The organism is Heyndrickxia sporothermodurans, from assembly GCF_003055045.1.
Lineage (GTDB): Bacteria > Bacillota > Bacilli > Bacillales > Bacillaceae_C > Heyndrickxia > Heyndrickxia sporothermodurans.
In genome coordinates, this window is record NZ_NAZB01000022.1 from 17,348 (window position 1) to 39,305 (window position 21,958).

The following is a 21,958-nucleotide window of genomic DNA, read 5'->3' on the forward strand; positions in this document are numbered from 1 at the left end:
TGAATGGAAGCATTAATGGAAAAGAGACAAAGTAAAGTCGTTGTTTCACTTACGAATCGAAAAAATGAACGAAAGGACCGGACAGTAAAGAAAGAAACAGCATTAGAAACAAAGGATTTACATGTTTACTATGGGAGTAATCTTGCTTTGAAAAATATCTCGATGCCCATTTATAAAAATCAAGTGACCGCATTTATTGGACCATCAGGTTGTGGGAAATCTACCTATTTAAGAAGTTTAAATCGAATGAATGACGAGATTCAAGGATGTCGTGTCGAAGGAAGCATCTTTTATAAAGAATTTAATATTAATCAAGCGGATGTCAATGTATTTGAAATCCGAAAAAATATTGGGATGGTGTTTCAACGTCCAAATCCATTTGCAAAAAGTATTTTTGATAATGTCGCATTTGGCCCTAAACAGCACGGAGAGAAAAATAAAAAAGTATTACAGGAAATCGTCGAAAAAAGCCTACGCAAAGCGGCCCTTTGGGATGAGGTTAAAGATCGTTTAAATAAGTCAGCCCTTGCATTATCAGGAGGTCAGCAACAGCGACTTTGTATTGCAAGAGCAATTGCGATGGAACCGGATGTCCTTTTACTTGATGAACCAGCATCCGCTTTAGATCCAATTTCAACGAGTAAAATTGAAGAGTTAATCATGGAATTGAAAAAGGACTATACAGTCGTCATCGTTACACACAACATGCAACAAGCCGCCAGAATTTCTGATTACACAGCCTTCTTTTACATGGGGGACCTGATTGAATACGGTGAAACAAGAAACATTTTTACAAATCCTCAGCAAAAACAAACAGAAGATTATGTTTCCGGGAATTTTGGATAGGTAAATTTACAATTTAATTGAAGGAAGTATTAGATATACATTGTTGAATTTATAACTATGTTGATTGGAGCGGAAGGCACGAGACTCCTGCGGGAGTACGGGGCAGGGGAGACCCCGCAGGCGCTTAAGCGCTGAGGAGGCTCCCCGGACCGCCCGCGGAAAGCGAGTGCCTGGAGCGGAAATCAACAGTCACAATTAGCAAAACCTATTTGAACAGAAACACGGATAATATCATACGAAGTAGGTGAAACGAATTGGCCATCTCAATGGAACAACGCGAAACAACGAAAACAATCATTAGCAGCAAGGAATTAAATGTATATTATGATCAATTCCAAGCTTTGAAAAATATATCAATCAATATGAAAAAAAATCGAGTAACCGCACTTATCGGGCCGTCAGGATGTGGAAAATCTACGTTTTTGCGGACATTGAATCGTATGAATGATTTAGTGCCACGCTTCAGAGTAGAAGGCAGTCTAAACTATAATAATCAGGAAATTTATAGTCCGAAAATTGATGTCGTCGAACTTCGAAAACAAGTAGGCATGGTGTTTCAACGTCCCAATCCTTTTCCAATGTCCATTTACGAAAATGTCGCCTATGGCTTGCGAATTCATGGAATGAAGAAAAAAGGAATGATTGATGAAATCGTCGAAAAAAGCTTACGACAAGCGGCGTTATGGGATGAGGTAAAAGATCGCTTACACACATCTGCGATGGGACTATCCGGTGGACAACAGCAAAGACTTGTTATAGCGAGAGTGTTAGCCATTCAACCTGATGTCATTTTGATGGATGAACCCGCTTCAGCTTTAGACCCAATTTCTACCTCAAAAATCGAGCAGCTAATATTAGAATTGAAGGAGCAGTACACCATCATTATTGTCACACACAGTATGCAACAAGCAGCACGCGTTTCAGATGAAACCGCATTTTTTCTAAATGGTGAGATTGTTGAATTCAATCAAACCCATTCTATTTTTACCAATCCAGAAAGAAAAGAAACCGAAGATTATATCTCGGGGAGATTTGGCTAATTGCATATTAAGAATTAAGGGGGTATTCATGGTGGCAAGACGAGTGTTTGAGGATCGCTTAACAGAACTTCATGAAACATTAATGTCGATGGGACTTCTCGTCGAAGAGGCGATATACAAAAGTGTCACATCATTAGTGAACAAAAATAGTGAACTAGCGTTGGAAGTTGTATTAGATGACGAACGGATAAATGAATATGAAGTGGAAATTGAGAAGAAATGTTTCGAGTTAATTGCTTTGCAACAACCTGTGGGAACTGACTTACGACGAATTGCCACAATGTTAAAAGTAGCAACAGATTTAGAGCGAATGGGAGATCATGCCGTTAGTATCGCTAAATCAACGATTCGTTTAAAGGACGAAACCTATTTAAAACCGCTTATTGATATTCCTAAAATGGCTGAAATCGTAAAAGCCATGGTCCGTGAAGTGTTAGATGCTTATATATCCCTTGACCGTGATGGGGCGGTTGCCGTTTCAAAAAAAGATGATGAAATTGATAAATATCTATCAATGATTTTTATGGAATTAATTGAAATTATGCAACAAGACTCAACGAAAGTAAATCAAGCTCTCCACTTTCTACTCGTCGCCCAGCACCTAGAACGAATCGGAGACTACGTAACCAACGTATGTGAATGGATCGTATATTTGAAAACCGGCTCCTTAGTCGATCTAAATAAATAATAAGACTCTAAAGCAGACGAAAAAGCGTCTGTTTTTTATTTTTCTGGCTGTGTTAAAGTAAAATGCTATTTTTGCACTATGATTGGAGCGGAAATCGATATCCTATTTTTCTGATAATACTTGACTTCTTTAAGGCCCATTATATAAAATGAAAAATATAATATATGAACATATATGCATATATTGAATATAATAGAGGTGAAACCAATGACAGAAGATAATAATCGTATTGATTTAGAGCATGATGAATTAGATGAAGAAACATTATTTATCGTTTCCCAAACATTTAAAGCATTATCTGAACCAACAAGGATTCGAATTCTGCATTTATTATCCGAAAAAGAACATTCCGTAAATGAAATTGCCGAAAAACTATCACTTCTTCAAACAACTGTATCGCATCAACTAAGATTTTTGAAAAACCTGCGCTTAGTAAAATACAGAAGAGAAGGCACAACATTATTTTATTCGCACGACGATGAACATGTTATGAATATACTGAAACAAACCATTAACCATGCTAGACATCACTGACTATCTTTTTCACATAATAACACGTGGAAAACACAGATTATAAAAGACGATCAATTAAGTCATAATCGAAAAAATAGTAACAGACTGCTTGCTTTGTTCAAGGGGGAGTTAACATGGCTGAATATAAATTACAAGGCCTTTCATGTGCAAATTGTGCCAGGGAAATGGAAGAGGAAATTCAAAAACTTGAGAATGGCGAGGATGCAAAAGTTTTGTATAACTCGAGCAAGTTAATCGTAAAAGATGATATTTCACTCACCCAAGTAGAAAAGATTTTGGCAAATGATGGAACGGCCATTGTCAAAGACGAACATGCACATGACGATCATAATCATACCCACGCACATTCACATTCAAACCGCATGCTAAAAACATTAATTATAATGTCAGCGGTGCTTTATTTTATCGCGATATTCGTTGGCAAATGGAGCGAAGGTATAGCAATTACGATCTTTATAATTGCCGCAGCATTGAGCGGATACCAAACTTTTATCCAAGGAATCAAATACTTATTTCGTTTAAAATTTAATATCGATACATTGATGACCATAGCACTCATTGGTGCATTTGGAATTGGTGAATGGAAAGAAGGGACACTAGTCGCCATTCTTTTCGGAATCAATGAATTTCTTGAAGGTCTTGGCATGGAAAAAGCTAGAAGTTCGATGGAGGCATTGCTAAAGGTCGCTCCGAAACAAGCAACATTAATTGCAAATGGAAAAGAACAGATTGTATCTATTGAAACATTAAATGCAGGAGATATCGTATTAGTCAAGCCGGGAGAAAAAATCCCTTCGGACGGAATTGTAATCGAAGGAAAAAGTTCAGTAAATGAGGCGGCCATCACTGGTGAACCGATGCCAGTCGAAAAATCGATCGATGAATCCGTATATGGTGGCAGTATTAATAATGAAGGAATCTTAAAAATTTCCATTACGAAATCATATGAAGATTCTTCTCTTGCAAAAATTCTACACTTAGTAGAGGAAGCACAAGAAACAAAAACACCTACAGAACAGTTTATTAACCATTTTGCAAAGTATTACACACCCGCAATAATAATAATCGCGATTATTGTTATGATTGCTCCGCCACTTTTGGCAGGTGCAGATTGGGGAAAATGGTTTTACCAAGGCTTAGCGGTGTTAATTGTCGGTTGTCCTTGTGCACTCGTTCTTTCGTCTCCAATAGCTATTGTATCCGGAATCACACGGAACGCTCGAAATGGTATTCTCATTAAAGGCGGAGTTTTCCTTGAACAATTAGGAAAGATTGATACGATCGCTTTTGATAAAACAGGAACACTAACGAAAGGCGAACCGTTTGTAGAAATAATGAAAGTATTTGATGAGCGATTTTTGACGATTGCGGGCTCAGTAGAAAAGCTTTCTTCCCATCCCCTTGCAAAAGCAGTGATGCGAAAAGTTGAAGAAGCATCAGCCCCTCTTATCGAAACAACAGATGTGGAAACATTACCCGGTCAAGGGATCTCAGCAATTGTAAACGGAGAGCGCTACTTTGTTGGCAATGAAAAAGGACTGCCTACTACCGCAATGACAGCAAGCATTCAAAAAGAAATTACAGCACTTAAAGATCAGGAATATACACTTGTTACTGTCGCAGATAAAGAAAAAGTTCTTGGTTTAATGGGGATAACCGATGAAGTTCGTAGCGAAAGTAAACAAATTATTAACGAATTACATCAAGCAGGAATTAAACATACGGTAATGTTGACAGGAGATCATCAAAAAACGGCTAAAAAAGTTGCTGAACAAATTGGCTTATCAAATTACTATGCCAATCTTTTACCTGATGAAAAGGTTAAAAAAATAAAGGAACTCACACAAAAGGGAAAAATTGCAATGGTAGGAGATGGAATCAACGACGCACCAGCTCTAGCGACCGCTGATCTCGGAATTGCAATGGGAAAAGGAACGGACAGTGCCATTGAAACAGCAGATATCGTCCTAATGCAGGATCATCTAGGAAAACTACCTTCTGCAGTTAGAATTTCAAAACGCGTTAATCATATTATTAAATTAAATATATCATTAGCTCTAGGTCTAAAATTAATTGCCTTACTTCTAACAATCCCAGGCTGGCTAACACTTTGGATTGCCATTCTTTCTGACATGGGAGCGACGGTTTTAGTTACATTAATTAGTTTAACATTAATGATTGAGGCTAAGAAAAAAGGCTACAGTATTTTTTAAAAAGAAAGAAAAAATGGGGTCTGCCACGGTCATTTGGACTGTGGTACTTTTTTTATGGAGAGGAATATTTTTGATAAACAACTATATTGTGAAGCATTCAAGAATAAACATGGGGAGTTTCAGCGAAGGAGAAAAAATGAATTCAACCAAGACTTCAAAAAGCGTGCACTAATAATGAGGTTGGCTTCTATGTTTATGCCCCAAAATAAAGAGGTAAAATAAAGGAGCAGTTTTCGTTTGATTGCCGTTATATTTGTGGCTAACGATTGGTTTTAATCAAATCAAGAGGCATATGACGGATTTTAAATAAACTTTAAACGTCTCGGAAAAACGCCACTTTATTTCTAATTACCATCTTCAAGAGTTTGAAAGGGTGACTAACGATCATACCGAATTATTAGTTTAAAAATAGAAATAATAAGAATTTATAGTAAAAATATGATATTATTAACTGGTAAAATATATCTTTTTCTACGGGAGGAAAAAGTATTTGAATACAAGCATGTTTTTTTTAGTTAATTCCTTGGACGTAAAGCGTGGCGGGTTAACAAAAGCATCCTTAAATCAAGCAAATACATTTGCAAATATGGGATATGATACTCATATTCTCACATTTGACTTTAATACTAGGTATGATAAAATTCGTAAAAATTTGATAGAAACAGATCAGTTAAATAAAAACGTTAAAGTATTAAACATGTATGAAGAACTTTGTGGGGAAGAAGAGTTATTAGTAAAGCCTGAACCAATTGAAACAGGGGTTTTAGACCCACATGTTGGACATAATGCATATAGAGTTTATGAAAATGGACTATACACTAGATACAAGAAATATCACGATGATGGTATTTTAGATTTTGTTGATTATTTTAATGAACAAAGATATAGAACGAAAAAAGAGGTTTATGATGAAAATGGTGTAGTTAGAAAAGTTTCATATATGGACATTAATTTAAATAAACCAAGACAAATGGTTTATTATAGAAACGATTCTCAACCGTATCTTTCTAAATGGGTGAATCCAGAAAACGGAAGAGCGATTCGAGTTAATGTCCATGAAATTAACGGAAACATTAAGAAGATCTTTAAGAATGACGAAGAATTAAAAACTGATTGGATTGAGAATGTAATTGAGGCTTGTGAAAATCCAGTCTTAGTATCTGATGCAAGAAACACAGATATTTTGATGATTAAAGTTAAGAATAAAAAAGCGGCTAAAATTTGGAGGTTGCATAGTAGTCATCTTGCCGCACCTTATGAAACGGATTCAGATATTGCACCTACAGTTCAAACGGGTATTAATCATATTGATCACCTAGATGCCGCATTAGTTCTTACTAATCAGCAAAAGATTGATATTGAAAATCGAATCGGAAAAAGAGATAACCTTTTCGTTCTTCCGCATGCAGCTAAATCTAGTATTAAAAAAGGTTTGTTCGGTGGAGTAAAGGTGGAGAAAGATGAAAAGTTGGCAGTAGTGATAGGAAGATATTCAGCTATTAAAAATTTAAATCACATAATTAAAGCCTTTAAAATTGTATTGAAAAGTGTGCCAGATGTAAGGTTAGAATTATGGGGGGAAGGTCCAGAAAGAGAAAACCTTCAAAAGCTTATTAAAGAATTAAAATTAACAGAAAATGTTTCATTGAAAGGCTATACACAGAACCCTTCGGATATTTATCAAGGAGCTTTATTTAGTGTATTAGCTTCTAAAACTGAAGGATTTGCCCTTTCAGTTTTGGAAAGTATGTCTAATTGTACACCGGTAGTAAGTTACGACATCAGATACGGGCCGAGAGAATTAATAGATCATCACGAAAATGGTTTACTAGTTGAAAAATATAATGTAGATAAATTAGCTGAAGCTATGATTACCATGTTTAACAATCCTAAAGATTCAATAAAAATGGGTAAGCTTGCATCAAAAAAGATTGAAAAGAATTACAACCAAAAATTATATGAAGAGAAATGGATAAATATAGTTAATAAGGTTATAAATAACCGACACGTAGATTAATTAATTAAAATTACTGATAAACTGATTTCAGTTGGAGAGTCTGTCAATAACAAAGCCAGAGTAAAAATCATATCATAAGGGGTATGAATTTGTCTCTTTTTCCTAATCTATGTTACAATCTCACGAAATACAAAAAAAGGTGATAATATGGGAATTCATCAATACTTCAAAAGCTTATCGGATTTAGAAAAAATTTATCGCTGTCCAGGAAAGTTTAAATTCCAAGAACATTCCGTTGCCAGTCATTCATTTAAAGTAACAAAAGTAGCCCAATTTCTCGGAACGGTGGAAGAAAATAAAGGAAATAAAGTAAATTGGCAGGCACTTTATGAAAAAGCATTAAATCATGACTACAATGAATTGTTTACAGGCGATATAAAAACACCAGTAAAATACGCCTCAGCCGAGCTAAGAAACTTGTTCAGCCAAGTAGAAGAACAAATGACGCAAAAATTTATTTTTAAAGAATTTCCAAAGGAATATCAGCAAATTTACTTAGACCGTTTTAAAGAAGGAAAAGATGACACATTAGAAGGGAAAATTTTATCAGTCGCAGATAAAATTGATTTGTTATATGAATCCTTCGGAGAAATCCAAAAAGGGAATCCTGAACCGCTTTTTCAAGAAATCTATGAAGAATCCTTATTAACAATTCTTGAATTTAAAGAAATGGAAAGCGTGAGATATTTTCTCAATGAAGTTTTACCAGACATGCTCGATGAAAAATTTATTGAACATAGCGAGCTAAACAAAGTCACACAAAAAATCGTTAAAGCAAATTTAGAAGAATAAAAAATTTTCACCCCCCTTGTGTTTTTTTCCATTTTAGAAAAGAATAGAGATAGGATTTTTAACCTTAGGGGTGAAAACAATGTTAGATAAAATTTTGGCAGCTATTTTTCTACCAGGAATTCTCGTTGTCTTTTTCACAAGGGTAACATATAACCATATTGTGGGCTTACTATTAACAGTCGCCTTGATTGTCGCTTCTGTTTATAAAGGATACACACATACATGGCCTTTATTTATTATTGACGCTGCATCGTTAACCATTGGATTTTATTATGCAAACCGTATGGTAAACCGAAATAAAAAAAGGAAAAAACCGGAAAGTAAAAACGTTTGAGGCAAATGAAAAGTTCATTGTTTCAAACGTCTTTTTACTTGCGTTAAGTAAATGTTAGGAGAAGAGAACATGATAAAAATAACAAAAGAAATGAAAGAAGATGCAATAAGGGAAATTCAACAATTTTTTCTAAATGAAAGAGACGAAGAAATCGGGGATTTAGCTGCTGAAAATGTCTTTGTATTTGTTAAAGAAAAATTAGGGCCAATTTTTTATAATGAAGCAATTGCAGATGCACAAAAATGGTCGTGCAAAGGATGAATTCGTTAGAAGAAGAGCTTTATACGTTGGAAAAGAGAATAAAGTAATCGATTAAGAACTTGGAACCTTTTTCCCGGTTCTTTTTCAATTTCTGTGAAATGTTAAAAAACCGAAAATTTGTTCGCTTTTTTATGGTTAAGAAACATTTGTTTGTGGTAAAATAATAAGTATGAAAAAACGTGAATAATGTACCTTTTTGGGAAGCTTTGTTAAAGTTCAGTGTTGATATTGATACCATGTTGATTGAAGCGGAAGGTGCGAGACTCCTGCGGGATCAGCTGGACAGATGAGACCCCGCGGGGAGCGAAGCGATGAGGAGGCTCATCGCCAGCCCCGCGGAAAGCGAGTACCTGCAGCGGAAATCAATAATCTAGTTTAACAGAACCTTTTTTGAAAAGATGACATAGATAGGTAAAGTGGATGGGAGGAAAATGGATTGAACGAACAATTTGAGCTCGTTTCGAAGTATCAGCCGCAAGGAGATCAACCCGAAGCTATTCGAAAAATTGTTGAAGGCATAAAAAATGGAAAGAAACATCAAACCTTACTAGGGGCAACAGGGACAGGTAAAACTTTTACCATCTCCAACGTAATAAAGGAAGTAAAAAAGCCGACTTTAATTATTGCTCACAATAAAACATTAGCGGGACAATTATACAGTGAGTTTAAAGAATTTTTTCCAAATAATGCTGTTGAATACTTTGTCAGTTATTATGATTATTTCCAGCCCGAGGCGTATGTACCTCAAACAGACACATATATCGAAAAAGATTCGAGTATTAATGATGAGATTGATAAGTTAAGACACTCGGCAACGTCATCTTTATTTGAACGTGAAGATGTAATCATTATTGCCAGTGTTTCATGTATTTACGGTTTGGGTAATCCGGAAGAATACCGAGAAATGGTCCTTTCTCTACGAACTGGAATGGAAGTTGAACGAAACCAGCTTCTTCGCAAACTTGTAGACATACAGTTTTCTAGAAATGACATTGATTTTCAACGGGGTACATTTCGAGTAAGAGGCGATGTTGTTGAAATTTTCCCAGCTTCAAAGGATGAACATTGTATTCGTGTTGAATTTTTTGGTGATGAAATAGATCGGATTCGTGAAGTTGATGCTCTAACAGGTGAAATTATTGGTGATCGTGATCATGTCGCTATTTTCCCGGCTTCCCACTTCGTAACACGAGAAGAAAAAATGCGGGTAGCGATTGCAAATATTGAAAAGGAATTAGAAGAACGTCTAAAGGAACTACGTGATAATAATCGTTTACTTGAGGCACAGAGGCTAGAGCAAAGGACTAATTATGATTTAGAAATGATGCGTGAGATGGGATTCTGCTCAGGTATAGAAAATTATTCGCGTCACTTAACATTACGCCCTTCAGGTTCCACACCGTATACACTACTAGACTATTTCCCTGAAGACTTTTTAATTGTTGTCGATGAATCTCATGTCACGATTCCCCAAATACGCGGAATGTATAATGGTGACCAGGCACGCAAGCAAGTTCTTGTGGAGCATGGATTTCGCTTGCCATCAGCTTTGGATAACCGACCATTAAAATTTGAAGAATTCGAATCACATGTGAATCAAATCGTTTACGTATCTGCAACACCAGGCCCGTATGAAATCGAGCATACTCCAGAAATGGTTGAACAAATTATTCGTCCGACTGGCCTACTTGATCCAACAATTGAAGTTCGCCCAATTGAAGGACAAATTGATGACTTGCTTGGTGAAATAAATGAAAGAGTAGAACGCAATGAAAGGGTTCTTATTACTACGTTAACGAAAAAAATGTCAGAAGACTTAACGGATTATTTAAAGGAAGTCGGTATAAAAGTACAATATTTACACTCGGAAGTGAAGACATTAGAAAGAATTGAAGTTATTCGGGATCTACGTCTTGGAAAATACGATGTGTTAGTTGGAATTAACCTGTTGAGGGAAGGTTTAGATATTCCAGAAGTATCACTAGTTGCTATTCTTGATGCAGATAAAGAAGGATTCTTGCGTTCTGAACGTTCACTGATTCAGACGATCGGCCGTGCTGCGCGTAATGCGAATGGCCAAGTCATTATGTATGCGGATAAGATGACGGATTCAATGAAGAAGGCGATTGAAGAAACAAAGCGTCGCCGCACAGTTCAAGAAAAATATAATTCAAAACATGGGATTACCCCTCAAACGATACAAAAGGATATCCGTGATGTGATCCGGGCGACTCGTGCAGCAGAAGACCAAGAAGAATATGTTGCAACAACACCAACGAAATTAACGAAAAAAGAACGAGAAAAATTAATCCAACAATTAGAACATGATATGAAAGAAGCTGCGAAGGCGCTCGACTTTGAACGTGCCGCACAGCTTCGTGATACATTATTAGAATTGAAAGCGGAAGGATGACATATATATGGCAAAAGATAAAATTATCGTTCAAGGAGCAAGAGCACATAATCTGAAAAACATTGATGTCACCATTCCGAGAGATCAATTAGTTGTGTTAACAGGGTTATCCGGTTCGGGAAAATCATCATTGGCATTTGATACGATTTATGCTGAAGGTCAACGTAGATATGTGGAATCACTTTCAGCCTATGCTAGACAATTTTTAGGTCAAATGGATAAGCCAGATGTCGATGCGATTGAAGGCCTATCTCCTGCGATATCAATTGATCAAAAAACAACAAGTCGAAATCCCCGTTCAACGGTTGGAACCGTAACAGAAATCTACGATTATTTACGTCTGTTATTTGCAAGAATTGGGAGACCAATTTGCCCAACACATGGAATTGAAATTACTTCACAAACGATTGAACAAATGGTTGATCGTATTATGGAATATCCGGAAAGAACAAAACTCCAAGTGTTGGCACCAATTGTTTCAGGGCGTAAGGGTGCCCATGTAAAAGTATTTGAAGATATTAAGAAACAAGGCTTTGTACGTGTACGTGTTGACGGAGAAATGCTTGACTTAAGTGAAGACATCGAATTGGAAAAAAATAAGAAACATTCAATTGAAGTAGTAGTGGACCGGATTGTCGTAAAAGATGAAGTTGCCTCCCGATTGGCAGATTCACTAGAAACAGCTTTGAGGCTTGCTGATGGAAGAGTCATTATTGATGTAATCGGCCAGGAAGAACTTTTATTTAGCGAGCATTTAGCATGTCCACATTGTGGGTTTTCAATTGATAAATTAGAGCCAAGGATGTTTTCATTTAACAGCCCATTCGGTGCTTGTCCCGAATGTGATGGACTTGGAACGAAGCTCAAAGTCGAACGCAGTTTAATTATTCCGAATCCGGAACTTTCATTAAAAGAACATGCAATTGCACCATGGGAGCCAGTAAGTTCACAATATTATCCACAGCTGCTTGAAGCTGTTTGTAATCATTTTGGAATTGATATGGATACACCTGTAAAAAATCTTCCAAAGCACCAATTAGATAAGATTTTGCTGGGGTCTGGTGAAGAATCGATTTATTTCCGTTATGAAAATGATTTTGGGCAAATTCGTGAAGGACATGTGAAATTCGAAGGCGTCATACGCAATGTGGAAAGACGCTATCGAGAAACAAGCTCTGACTATATTCGTGAACAAATGGAAAAATATATGGGACAGCAGCCATGTTCAAAATGCAAAGGTTATCGCCTAAAAGAAGAAAGCCTAGCTGTCAAAATCAATAATAAGCATATCGGGCAAGTAACAGAACTTTCAATTGAACAGGCAGATGAATTATTTATTCAGCTGGATTTAACTGAAAAAGAACGACAAATCGCGAATCTTGTCCTTCGTGAAATTCGAGAGCGACTAGGCTTTCTAGTAAATGTCGGATTAGAGTATTTAACTTTGAGTCGTGCTGCCGGTACATTATCTGGAGGAGAGGCACAACGCATTCGTTTAGCAACACAAATTGGTTCACGATTAACCGGTGTCCTTTACATATTGGATGAACCATCAATCGGTTTGCACCAGCGAGATAACGACCGTTTAATTCAAACACTCCAAAGTATGAGAGATATCGGAAATACATTGATTGTTGTTGAACACGATGAAGACACAATGCTCGCTGCGGATTATTTAATTGATATTGGTCCAGGTGCAGGTGTTCATGGAGGCGAAATTATATCTGCTGGAACACCTAAAGAAGTTATGAATGATCCACATTCATTAACGGGCCAATATTTATCCGGGAAAAAATTCATCCCATTACCAATTGAACGCCGTAAACCAGATGGTCGTTTTATTGAAATCAAAGGGGCAAAAGAAAATAATTTGAAAAATGTCACTGTGAAATTTCCACTAGGTAGCTTTGTGGCAGTAACAGGTGTCTCAGGTTCGGGAAAAAGCACGCTCGTAAATGAAGTGTTACACAAAACCTTAGCTCAAAAGCTGAATCGGGCAAAAAGCAAGCCTGGGGAGCATAGGGAGATCACTGGCATTGATTACCTCGAAAAAGTAATTGATATTGATCAATCACCAATCGGTCGAACACCGCGTTCAAACCCAGCTACCTACACAGGTGTGTTTGATGATATCCGTGACGTCTTTTCAGCTACCAATGAGGCAAAAATTCGGGGGTACAAAAAGGGTAGATTCAGTTTTAATGTCAAAGGCGGGCGCTGTGAGGCATGTCGTGGCGATGGAATTATCAAAATTGAAATGCACTTTTTACCGGATGTATATGTCCCATGTGAAGTATGCCATGGGAAACGCTACAATCGTGAGACATTAGAAGTAAAATATAAAGGGAAAAATATTGCCGATGTTCTCGATATGACTGTTGAAGATGCTGTTGAGTTTTTTGAAAATATCCCTAAAATCAAACGAAAATTGCAGACAATTTATGATGTTGGATTAGGTTATATAAAGCTTGGCCAGCCAGCAACGACTCTTTCAGGAGGGGAAGCGCAACGTGTAAAACTTGCCTCCGAGCTTCATAAACGGTCAAATGGTAAATCCTTATATATTCTTGATGAACCAACAACTGGGCTGCATGTTGATGATATATCCAGGTTATTAGTCGTTCTTCAGCGACTTGTTGAAAATGGAGATACCGTCCTTGTGATTGAACATAATCTAGATGTGATTAAGACAGCAGATTATTTAATTGACCTTGGACCAGAGGGCGGTGCAAAAGGTGGAACGATTGTAGGAACAGGAACACCGGAAGAAATATGTGAGATTCCTGAGTCCTATACAGGAAAATACTTGAAACCCATTATTGAGAGAGACCGCGAAAGAATGGAAAAACGGATTGAAGATCAAGAAAAAGCGGAAGTAGGGCAGTAATTGATAAGGGAGTGACCATTTTGGGTGGTCACTCCTTTTTCATTACATTATGGAAAAAACTTTGAATGAAGCTCAAGATTCAATTTTTAAATCCATCTTGGTCGTTAAAGCGAGCGAATGGAGCCCAAGATCTAATTTCAAAATCCAACTTGGTCATCAAAGCGAGCGAATGAAGCCCAAGATCCAAAACTAAAATCCATCTTGGTAGTCAAAGCGAGCGAATGAAGCCCAAGATCCAAATCCAAAATCCATCTTGGTCGTTAAAGCGGGAGAATGAAGCTCAAGATCCAAAACTTAAACCCATCTTGGTCGTTAAAGCGAGTGAATAAAGCCCAAGATCCAAATCTTAAATTCGTCTTGGTCGTTAAAGCGAGTGAATGAAGCTCAAGAACCAAAACTTAGCTCCATCTTGGTCGACAAAACGAGTGAATGAAGCCCAAGACTCAAATCTTAAACCCATCTTGGTAGACAAAGCTAGCGAATGAAGCCCAAGATCCAAAACTAAAACCCATCTTGGTCGTCCCCAAAATCGAAACCCTAGAATCAAGCCTAACCCAAATAAACCAACAATATAAATGCTTCAAAATCATCAACGACTCTTAATTTACATTTAATTTTATACAAGGCTGTTAATTATTACGAATATAATAGGTGGATTTACCATGTCCCAGTTGCTTAAAATGTGTTGAAAGTACCCTTTGAATTGTTTTGTGTGAAGTAATTTTACACCATTCTTGAATCGAGTTTGTTGTCAGCTTTTTATTTGGAAATAGTAAACAATATTCCTCTATACTACGTAATACTGCCGATGTAATATTTTCTTTGTGTCCGCATTTAGGACATACAATGAAATACTTTTCATAATGGTCAATAAATCCTTTACACTTATCACATGTGATGCCTTTTTTTAGTTGATCAAAACTATACTTCGGTACTCGTATAAACGGTGATTCATCCACATGTAAAGATAATAATTGATTGGCAAGTTTAGAATGATAGCTAGTTAGATTTGACGATTTCTTATTCATGCTGTCAATAAATCGTTCAATCTGCGAAGGGAAAATAATGGGCAAATTGATAGGGGCTTGATAAAGATAAAAATCGGGCTTAACGAAGATTAGATGTTCTTCAACTGGCAAGTGACAACCTAAATCTTGGAGGACTCTTCGGAGTAATGATGCACTTCTTTTTAATTGGAGTAAAGGATTCTTTATTTCTTTTTCTTTGCCAGATAGGAAATGCCATTCATCATTTTTGATAATGTAATCACCTTCAAAATATTTTATTTCAAAAAAATGAATGATGTCCTGAAGCATGATTAAAGAGTCAACTTGAAAGAAAGTGTTGCTATGTTCAAACAATAGATCGTTCAAAATAAGGCAATCGATCGTAAGGCTTTCCATCCATTCGTCAAATATTTTTTCACCTTGAAAGCCCTTTTCAAGGTTTAAATAATACGATTTTTCCTTTACGGATAAATTCGTTCGTATATCCATACTTCGAAAACGTCTTAATTCTACTGACTCAATACGAGGCTTCTTAATCATATCCCACATCCTTTTCAAACAATCTATAATTTTATAATATAAAAAGCTTTATGCAAACTCAAGTTAATTTTCCCCCTCATGTTGAATATACATGATAAAAAAGAGGGGGCATGAAAATGGCGATTCTAGTAACAGGTGGAGCCGGATATATAGGTAGTCATACATGCATTGAACTATTACAGGCGGGTGAGGAAATTATCGTTGCCGATAATTTTTCCAATAGTAATATTGAAGCGTTATTTCGTGTGAAAAAGATTACAAAAAAGGCTTTCAATATTTATAAAGTTGATTTGAAAAATAGAGAGGAAATCCAAAAAATTTTTAACGAAAACAGTATAGAAGCAGTTATCCATTTTGCAAGTTTAAAATCAACAAATGAGTCGATAGCAATTTCACTAGAATATTATAAAAACAATATAATAGGTACCCTAAACTTACTCGATATAATGAAGAACCACCATGTGAAAAGAATCGTATTTAGTTCATCTGCAGCTGTATATGGGATACCAGAAACGGTTCCGATTGCAGAAACTGCTGCAACGAAACCTATTAATCCTTATGGAAGAACGAAGCTGATGATTGAGGAGATTCTTCGTGATCTATATAATTCAGATAAGGAGTGGAGTATTACAATTTTAAGATATTTTAATCCAAACGGCGCCCACAAAAGCGGTCTAATCGGAGAGGATCCTAATGATATTCCTACAAATTTAATGCCTTATATTAGTAAGGTGGCGGTTGGGCAATTAAATGAGCTAAAAATATATGGGAATGATTATCCAACAATTGATGGGACCGGAATTCGTGATTATATTCACGTCGAGGATCTTGCAAACGGCCATTTGAAGGCTCTAAATAAAACAAAAGTAACCACTGGTGTTGCTACATATAATCTCGGTACCGGAAAAGGTTATAGTGTTTTCCAAATGGTTAAAGCATTTGAAAATGCAGCCCAACGAACAATTCCATATAAAATAGTCGGACGGAGGCAAGGAGATACAGCCATTAGTTATGCAAATTCGTCAAAAGCTGAAAAGGAATTAAACTGGGTGGCAAAGAAAGGAATTGATGATATTTGCGAAGATACGTGGCGGTGGCAAAAAAACAATCCATACGGATATAAAAGTACAAAATGAAATCAGCAAAAAGCCGATTTCATTTTTCAATTCTACACACTTTCTCATAAAACATATTGATTGCGTCATTCAAATAAGCTTCATAGTCGAAAGCTTGTTCATTTATTCGTTTTCCTTCTAAATAATCGTTCATCCCTTTGACTAAGCCATCAATGGAATTTTCAACAATTAAACCGTAGCCTCCTTCAACAACACTTCTAGATCCCGGAATATCTGTCACAATTACGGGTTTACCGAGGACGAGTGCTTCGAGCAATACCATTGGCTGCCCCTCTTGATTTGAGGAAAGCACAAAACAATCACAAAGATTTAATAAGGTATATGGATTGTCTATCTGACCGGTAAAGATAATTTTATCCTGTAATTGCAATTTTTTTACCTTTTCTTTTAATACGTCCCTTAATGCTCCGTCCCCAACAATATATAATCTGGCATTTTTATTTGCTGATGCAATAACGGAAAATGCATCAATTAATTTAGCATGATCCTTTTCAGGTCCGAGTCTCCCAATCGTAATAAAATTTATATTAGATGTACTGGGCATTGGAAATGCGGGGGCAGTGGACGCTAATCCTTTTAACGATAGATCAGTTTCCATCGCAAATTCATATTGATAATCTTCTTTTTTTGCAAGGATATTTTTATAATCAATCGTATTGATCACGTAGTCCATTTTTCTTGAAGATTCTTCAATAAAACGCATTAAATTTTGTTTGTTTTGCTCATGTGTCAGCTTAGAAACAGATAAAACTTTATCGTAAAAATTATATAAAGAAAAAATGATATGTAAATTTTTTCGATGCGGATATTTTTTATTTACCTTTTTGTCTATTTCTTTTCTCATATCCGAGTGAAGAAAAATACTTTTTCTTTTAAAATCTCCAAAAGCAAACAATAGGGACCAAAATGGACTGTAGCCGCTAAAGTCGATGCCGATATCAAACTTCGTTAACCCAACCATACGTCCCATTTCCCTTTGATACATTTTTGCTGGCATGAGACGTTTCATATATGGTGTGTAGGCACCATTTTGTAAAAACAGTATATGACGTAATCGTTCAGCAATAGTTGCGTTCCAACTCCCAACTCGGTAGATAATATGAACATTTTTATCTATCTTGTTTAAATTATGTATCTTTTCTTCCTTTTGATTTCCATAATCAATGAGGGTAACATCATACAGATCATAATCGATTGATTTTAATAAATTTGTTATGGAAGCAGTTATTCCATTGTTTAAAAAGCCACCGCCGTATATTAAAATTTTTGTTTTATTCGTAGCGGTACGAATAAGATACTTCTCTTGTATTTTTTCATAAAAAACGGCATTTACAAAACGCTCAGTGGCGTGACCGTCATCATGATAGCAAAATTGTTCTATAAATCGTTGATAGACCGGTTTAAATTGTTCTTTTACAGATTCAATATGTTGAATTCTATCAATAACTCCATCAATAGTCCGACAAACAGGACCAGGTAATTGATCTAGGGGGATATATGTACCACGTTTCTCCATATAATCTTCTTCATCATAAGCATAAAAAAGAACGGGACGCTTTGTCGGAAGAAATTCAAAAAAAATACTAGAGTAATCAGTGATTAAAAGATCCACTATAGACAACAGCTCATTTGAATCTATTTTATTTGGTATACAATTACGGTCCATCCCTTTATGTTTGAAATATTGCTGGGCATAATAATGTGATTTAAGCAAAACAATATATTCGGGGCCAACAGATTGTTGAATCGTCTGCACATCTTTTAATAATCTGTCACTTTCATTTACTTCAGCCCCTAACGTACCTCTCCATGTTGGAGCATATAAAATGACTTTTTTCTTTGAAGGGATGGATAATTTTTTTCGAACCAATTCCTTATCCGCATGAAACATTAAGTCAACTCGGGGATAACCCGTATCCAAAACTTTCCCGTTATAAATCGAATAAATAGCATGTGATTTCAGTAATTTTTTATATGTAAATTCATTTGGGCTAACGAGATAATCTGCACATAAAAAATTCCGTTGAATATTTTTATGTTCTGCAAAACCTTTCTTTTTAATATCTAAACCCATTGTTTTTAATGGTGTCCCATGCCACGTATTCACATAGATTTGTCCTTTTCTTTTTAGAAAATAAGAGGGGAAGGTCGTGTCATTGATTAGGTATTTCGCAGTAGCGAGTCGCTTCACATATGGGATACTTTGATAGATGACATATTCAACATTAGGAAAATGAGTAAACTCTTCATGAATGGCTGCTTTATCTTTTATCGCCCAAATATGTTGAAAATCTTTAAATGCTGGATGATCTATCAAATAGGAAAATACGGCATATGGGTTCCCTGTCATACTTTCCCCATGATAGGACTCATAAAATATCATTTTATCGTTAATTGCCTTTTTTTCTATGTAATTTGTATAAATCGTTTGTTTTCGAAAATTCTTTCCGAATAGATTCTTTGCTTTTTTTAAACTTTTCTTTAACATGTTTTCCTCCGACTTCCCTTTGAAAATACGATTAAACTATTCATAGTATGGGTAGTAAAACATCGATTTATAATGCTATTTGGAAATTTTCTGCAGATTTTATGAAATAGTGTATATTTCAAATGAGAGAAGAAAAGGATGAATATGAAAGGTACAGGGAATTTCGTAATAATGGAGGAAATATATAAATGAAAGAAAAGCTGCTGCAGGTGAAAAAAATTTTAAAACGGCGTATCAAATTTATTAGACAGCCGGTCAGAGACTATTTATGGAATACGAACTTTAGACAAAGAGTAAAGTACACGAAGTTTCTTAATAAAACGAAAGTGAAAAATCACGTCATTTTATATGAAGCATACCATGGGAAAAATATGACAGGTAACCCTTATGCGATTTTTAAAGGAATCCTTAAAGATCCAGCATTTCGTCATTTTCAGCATATATGGGCAATCGAAGAGGAAAAGAATATAATACCTATTTATAAAAACTATAAAAATGTCGTATTCGTAAAAATACATAGTGATGAATACTTAAAATATTTAACGGAAGCAAAATATTTAATCAACAATACGAGCTTTCCGTATTATTTTCAAAAAAAACAGGGGCAAATCTATATTAATACGTGGCATGGAACGCCTTTGAAGACTTTGGGAATGCATGTGAAAGATGCTGCGCTTTCTGATCATAAAAATATTCAAAGAAACTTGCTTCATACTGACTACTTAATTAGTCCAAACAAATTCACATATGAAAAATTATTGCAGTCACATGATATTTTTTCACTCTTTAATGGAAAAATAGCGGATATTGGCTATCCTAGGGTCGATTCGATGTTTCATGCTGATAAAAATAAAATTAGGAAACGCCTGTCCATCCCGTCTGACAAAAAGATTATTTTATTTGCACCAACGTGGAGAGGAAAGGTCAATCAAGAAACGGATACGAGTAGGAAATTATATAAAGAACTAATGGAATTAAAGAAAAACATTGGAGATGAATATGTAATTCTATTAAAAACCCATTACTTTGCCTACAAATTTTTTGAAACTAGTGGTATGGCAAACATTTGTGTACCAGATTGGATGGACTCAAATGAATTACTATCAATTGTAGATCTGTTAATTACAGACTACTCAAGTATTTTCTTTGACTTTTTACCATCAAAAAAGCCAATTATCTTTTATGGAGATGATTATGATTTTTATGAAAAGGAAAGAGGCTTTTATATAGGAGTCAACGAGTTGCCTGGACCGTTCTGCACAACAATTCAAGGGGTAATTGACGAAATACATCAACTGCAAATCGTAAAGGAGCAATACGAAGGGAAATATAATCAATTTTTGCAGAACTATTGCTATCATGATGATGGAAACGCAACAGAGCGATTTATAGACATTGTTTTGAAGGGCAAGGAGAGTGAAAATGTTATTAAAAATGAAAATAATAAGAAGAAAATTTTGTTTTATTGTGGAGGATTCTATAATAATGGAATTACGATTTCTGCAATTAATCTAATGAATAATCTTGATTATTCAAAATATGAAATCGTTGTTATTGAGTCTTCCGAGTTACATGATGGAAAAGAAAATAATATAAAAAAACTACACCCAAATGTAAGTGTCCTTTACCGTGTAGGCAGTTGGAACATGACGATAAAAGAATGGTATCAGCATCAATTAGTCGTTAGAAGAGGGTTATATTCAAAAGTTATGAGAAGAAATGCCCCAAAAAGCATGTATAAAAGAGAGCTATCACGTATGCTAGGGAATGCAAATTTCGATATTGTCGTTGATTTCGGCGGCTACAACTCATTTTGGACATTATTATTTGCCTGTGGATCGGATAAAAAGAAATGTATTTACTTGCATAATATTATGATGAAAGAATACGAAAAAGTAATAAACGGAGATTATAAGCATCGTAAAAATTTAAAGATCATTTTTTCATTATATCGTTATTTTGATAAAATTATTTCAGTATCTGAGTCAGCTAATAGTGAAAACTTTAATGATTTACATCAATATATTGATCATGCCAAAGAAAAAATGGTTTATGTAAATAATGTCATAAATTATAAACATGTACTAACGATGAAAGACCAAAAAAGGCTAATAAATTTTGAAAACCAACAGTTTTTAATTTTAAGTGGAGGCAATACCGAATTAGGGGTCCTAGATTTGAAAGGAGTAGCTGTACCACAGGAACAAAATATTAATTTTATCAATATAGCTAGACTTTCACCTGAAAAAGATCAAGAAACATTAATTCATGCTTTTGCTAAAGTCACCGAAGTAGAGGAAAAAGCACGACTTTACATTGTTGGAGAAGGACCTTTAGAACAACAATTAAAGCACTTAGTTCAATCTCTAGGAATTGGCAATAAAGTATACTTCACAGGACAAATAGAAAACCCATTCGTACTACTTAACCAATGTGATTGCTTTATCCTATCCTCCGAATATGAAGGGCAAGGATTAGTCTTACTCGAAGCCCTAATACTCGAAAAACCAGTAATTGGGACAAATGTTCCCGGAATAAAAAGTGTACTTGTAGATGGCTACGGAAAATTGATTGAACACAATGTCGAAGCATTAAAACAAGCGATGATTACATTTATAGAAGAAGGAATGGAAATGAAGGAATTTGATTATGTGGGGTATAATAGGGATGCGATAGAGATGTTTCGGAGAGAAATTGTTTTATAAATTCGAGAAGAAAATACTAAATGAAAAGGATTGATGTAAAAGAGGCTGGGACATAAC

At 35.5% G+C, this 21,958-nt stretch carries 15 protein-coding genes; 13 read left to right on the forward strand and 2 right to left on the reverse strand.

Annotated elements, in window-relative coordinates; genetic code table 11:
• The first annotated feature begins 15 nt into the window (after positions 1–15).
• The 11 genes from pstB (B5V89_RS11115) (at position 16) to uvrA (ending at position 14,025) form a co-directional block, all read left to right on the forward strand.
• On the forward strand, positions 16–846 hold the full coding sequence (gene pstB / locus B5V89_RS11115; RefSeq protein ID WP_066228462.1) for a phosphate ABC transporter ATP-binding protein PstB: 831 nt from the start codon (positions 16–18) through the stop codon (positions 844–846).
• A 260-nt stretch (positions 847–1,106) separates the two neighbouring features.
• Entirely contained in the window at positions 1,107–1,886 is a 780-nt protein-coding gene (pstB, locus tag B5V89_RS11120) for a phosphate ABC transporter ATP-binding protein PstB (protein ID WP_373454623.1), read from the forward strand.
• 28 nt (positions 1,887–1,914) lie between these two features.
• Entirely contained in the window at positions 1,915–2,574 is a 660-nt protein-coding gene (gene phoU / locus B5V89_RS11125; RefSeq protein WP_107920044.1) for a phosphate signaling complex protein PhoU, read from the forward strand.
• Positions 2,575–2,781: 207 nt separating this feature from the next.
• Positions 2,782–3,108: an ArsR/SmtB family transcription factor gene (locus B5V89_RS11130; protein WP_165797716.1), complete on the forward strand. Its 327-nt coding sequence runs from the start codon at positions 2,782–2,784 to the stop codon at positions 3,106–3,108.
• Between the two features lie 113 nt (positions 3,109–3,221).
• On the forward strand, positions 3,222–5,321 hold the full coding sequence (locus B5V89_RS11135) for a heavy metal translocating P-type ATPase (protein WP_108072004.1): 2,100 nt from the start codon (positions 3,222–3,224) through the stop codon (positions 5,319–5,321).
• A 490-nt stretch (positions 5,322–5,811) separates the two neighbouring features.
• A complete protein-coding gene (locus B5V89_RS11140) occupies positions 5,812–7,338 on the forward strand; it encodes a glycosyltransferase (RefSeq protein ID WP_108072005.1) in 1,527 nt (508 codons plus the stop codon).
• 147 nt (positions 7,339–7,485) lie between these two features.
• Positions 7,486–8,130, forward strand: a complete 645-nt coding sequence (locus B5V89_RS11145; RefSeq protein WP_066228409.1) for an HD domain-containing protein — start codon at positions 7,486–7,488, stop codon at positions 8,128–8,130.
• Positions 8,131–8,209: 79 nt separating this feature from the next.
• Entirely contained in the window at positions 8,210–8,464 is a 255-nt protein-coding gene (locus B5V89_RS11150; protein WP_084347470.1) for a CsbA family protein, read from the forward strand.
• 69 nt (positions 8,465–8,533) lie between these two features.
• Positions 8,534–8,725 carry a DUF2164 domain-containing protein gene (locus B5V89_RS11155; RefSeq protein WP_342352536.1) on the forward strand — a complete coding sequence of 64 codons (192 nt, stop codon included), beginning with the start codon at positions 8,534–8,536 and terminating at the stop codon, positions 8,723–8,725.
• A 436-nt stretch (positions 8,726–9,161) separates the two neighbouring features.
• Positions 9,162–11,138, forward strand: coding sequence for an excinuclease ABC subunit UvrB (gene uvrB, locus B5V89_RS11160; RefSeq protein ID WP_107920039.1), 1,977 nt, complete (start codon positions 9,162–9,164; stop codon positions 11,136–11,138).
• Between the two features lie 7 nt (positions 11,139–11,145).
• On the forward strand, positions 11,146–14,025 hold the full coding sequence (uvrA, locus tag B5V89_RS11165; protein WP_107920038.1) for an excinuclease ABC subunit UvrA: 2,880 nt from the start codon (positions 11,146–11,148) through the stop codon (positions 14,023–14,025).
• A gap of 629 nt (positions 14,026–14,654) precedes the next feature.
• On the opposite strand, the gene B5V89_RS11170 is transcribed toward uvrA, so the two are convergent.
• Complete coding sequence (locus tag B5V89_RS11170; protein ID WP_181294651.1) at positions 14,655–15,572, reverse strand: nuclease-related domain-containing protein; 918 nt, start codon at positions 15,570–15,572, stop codon at positions 14,655–14,657.
• A gap of 116 nt (positions 15,573–15,688) precedes the next feature.
• Between B5V89_RS11170 and galE the strand changes: the two genes are divergently transcribed.
• Positions 15,689–16,708: a UDP-glucose 4-epimerase GalE gene (gene galE / locus B5V89_RS11175; protein WP_108072010.1), complete on the forward strand. Its 1,020-nt coding sequence runs from the start codon at positions 15,689–15,691 to the stop codon at positions 16,706–16,708.
• Between the two features lie 19 nt (positions 16,709–16,727).
• On the opposite strand, the gene B5V89_RS11180 is transcribed toward galE, so the two are convergent.
• Positions 16,728–19,196, reverse strand: coding sequence for a glycosyltransferase (locus tag B5V89_RS11180; protein ID WP_108072012.1), 2,469 nt, complete (start codon positions 19,194–19,196; stop codon positions 16,728–16,730).
• A 188-nt stretch (positions 19,197–19,384) separates the two neighbouring features.
• Here B5V89_RS11180 and B5V89_RS11185 point away from each other — a divergent pair, with 188 nt between their 5' ends.
• Positions 19,385–21,901 (forward strand): glycosyltransferase, encoded by a 2,517-nt coding sequence (locus B5V89_RS11185; protein ID WP_181294652.1) that lies wholly within the window; start codon positions 19,385–19,387, stop codon positions 21,899–21,901.
• Positions 21,902–21,958: the final 57 nt, after the last annotated feature.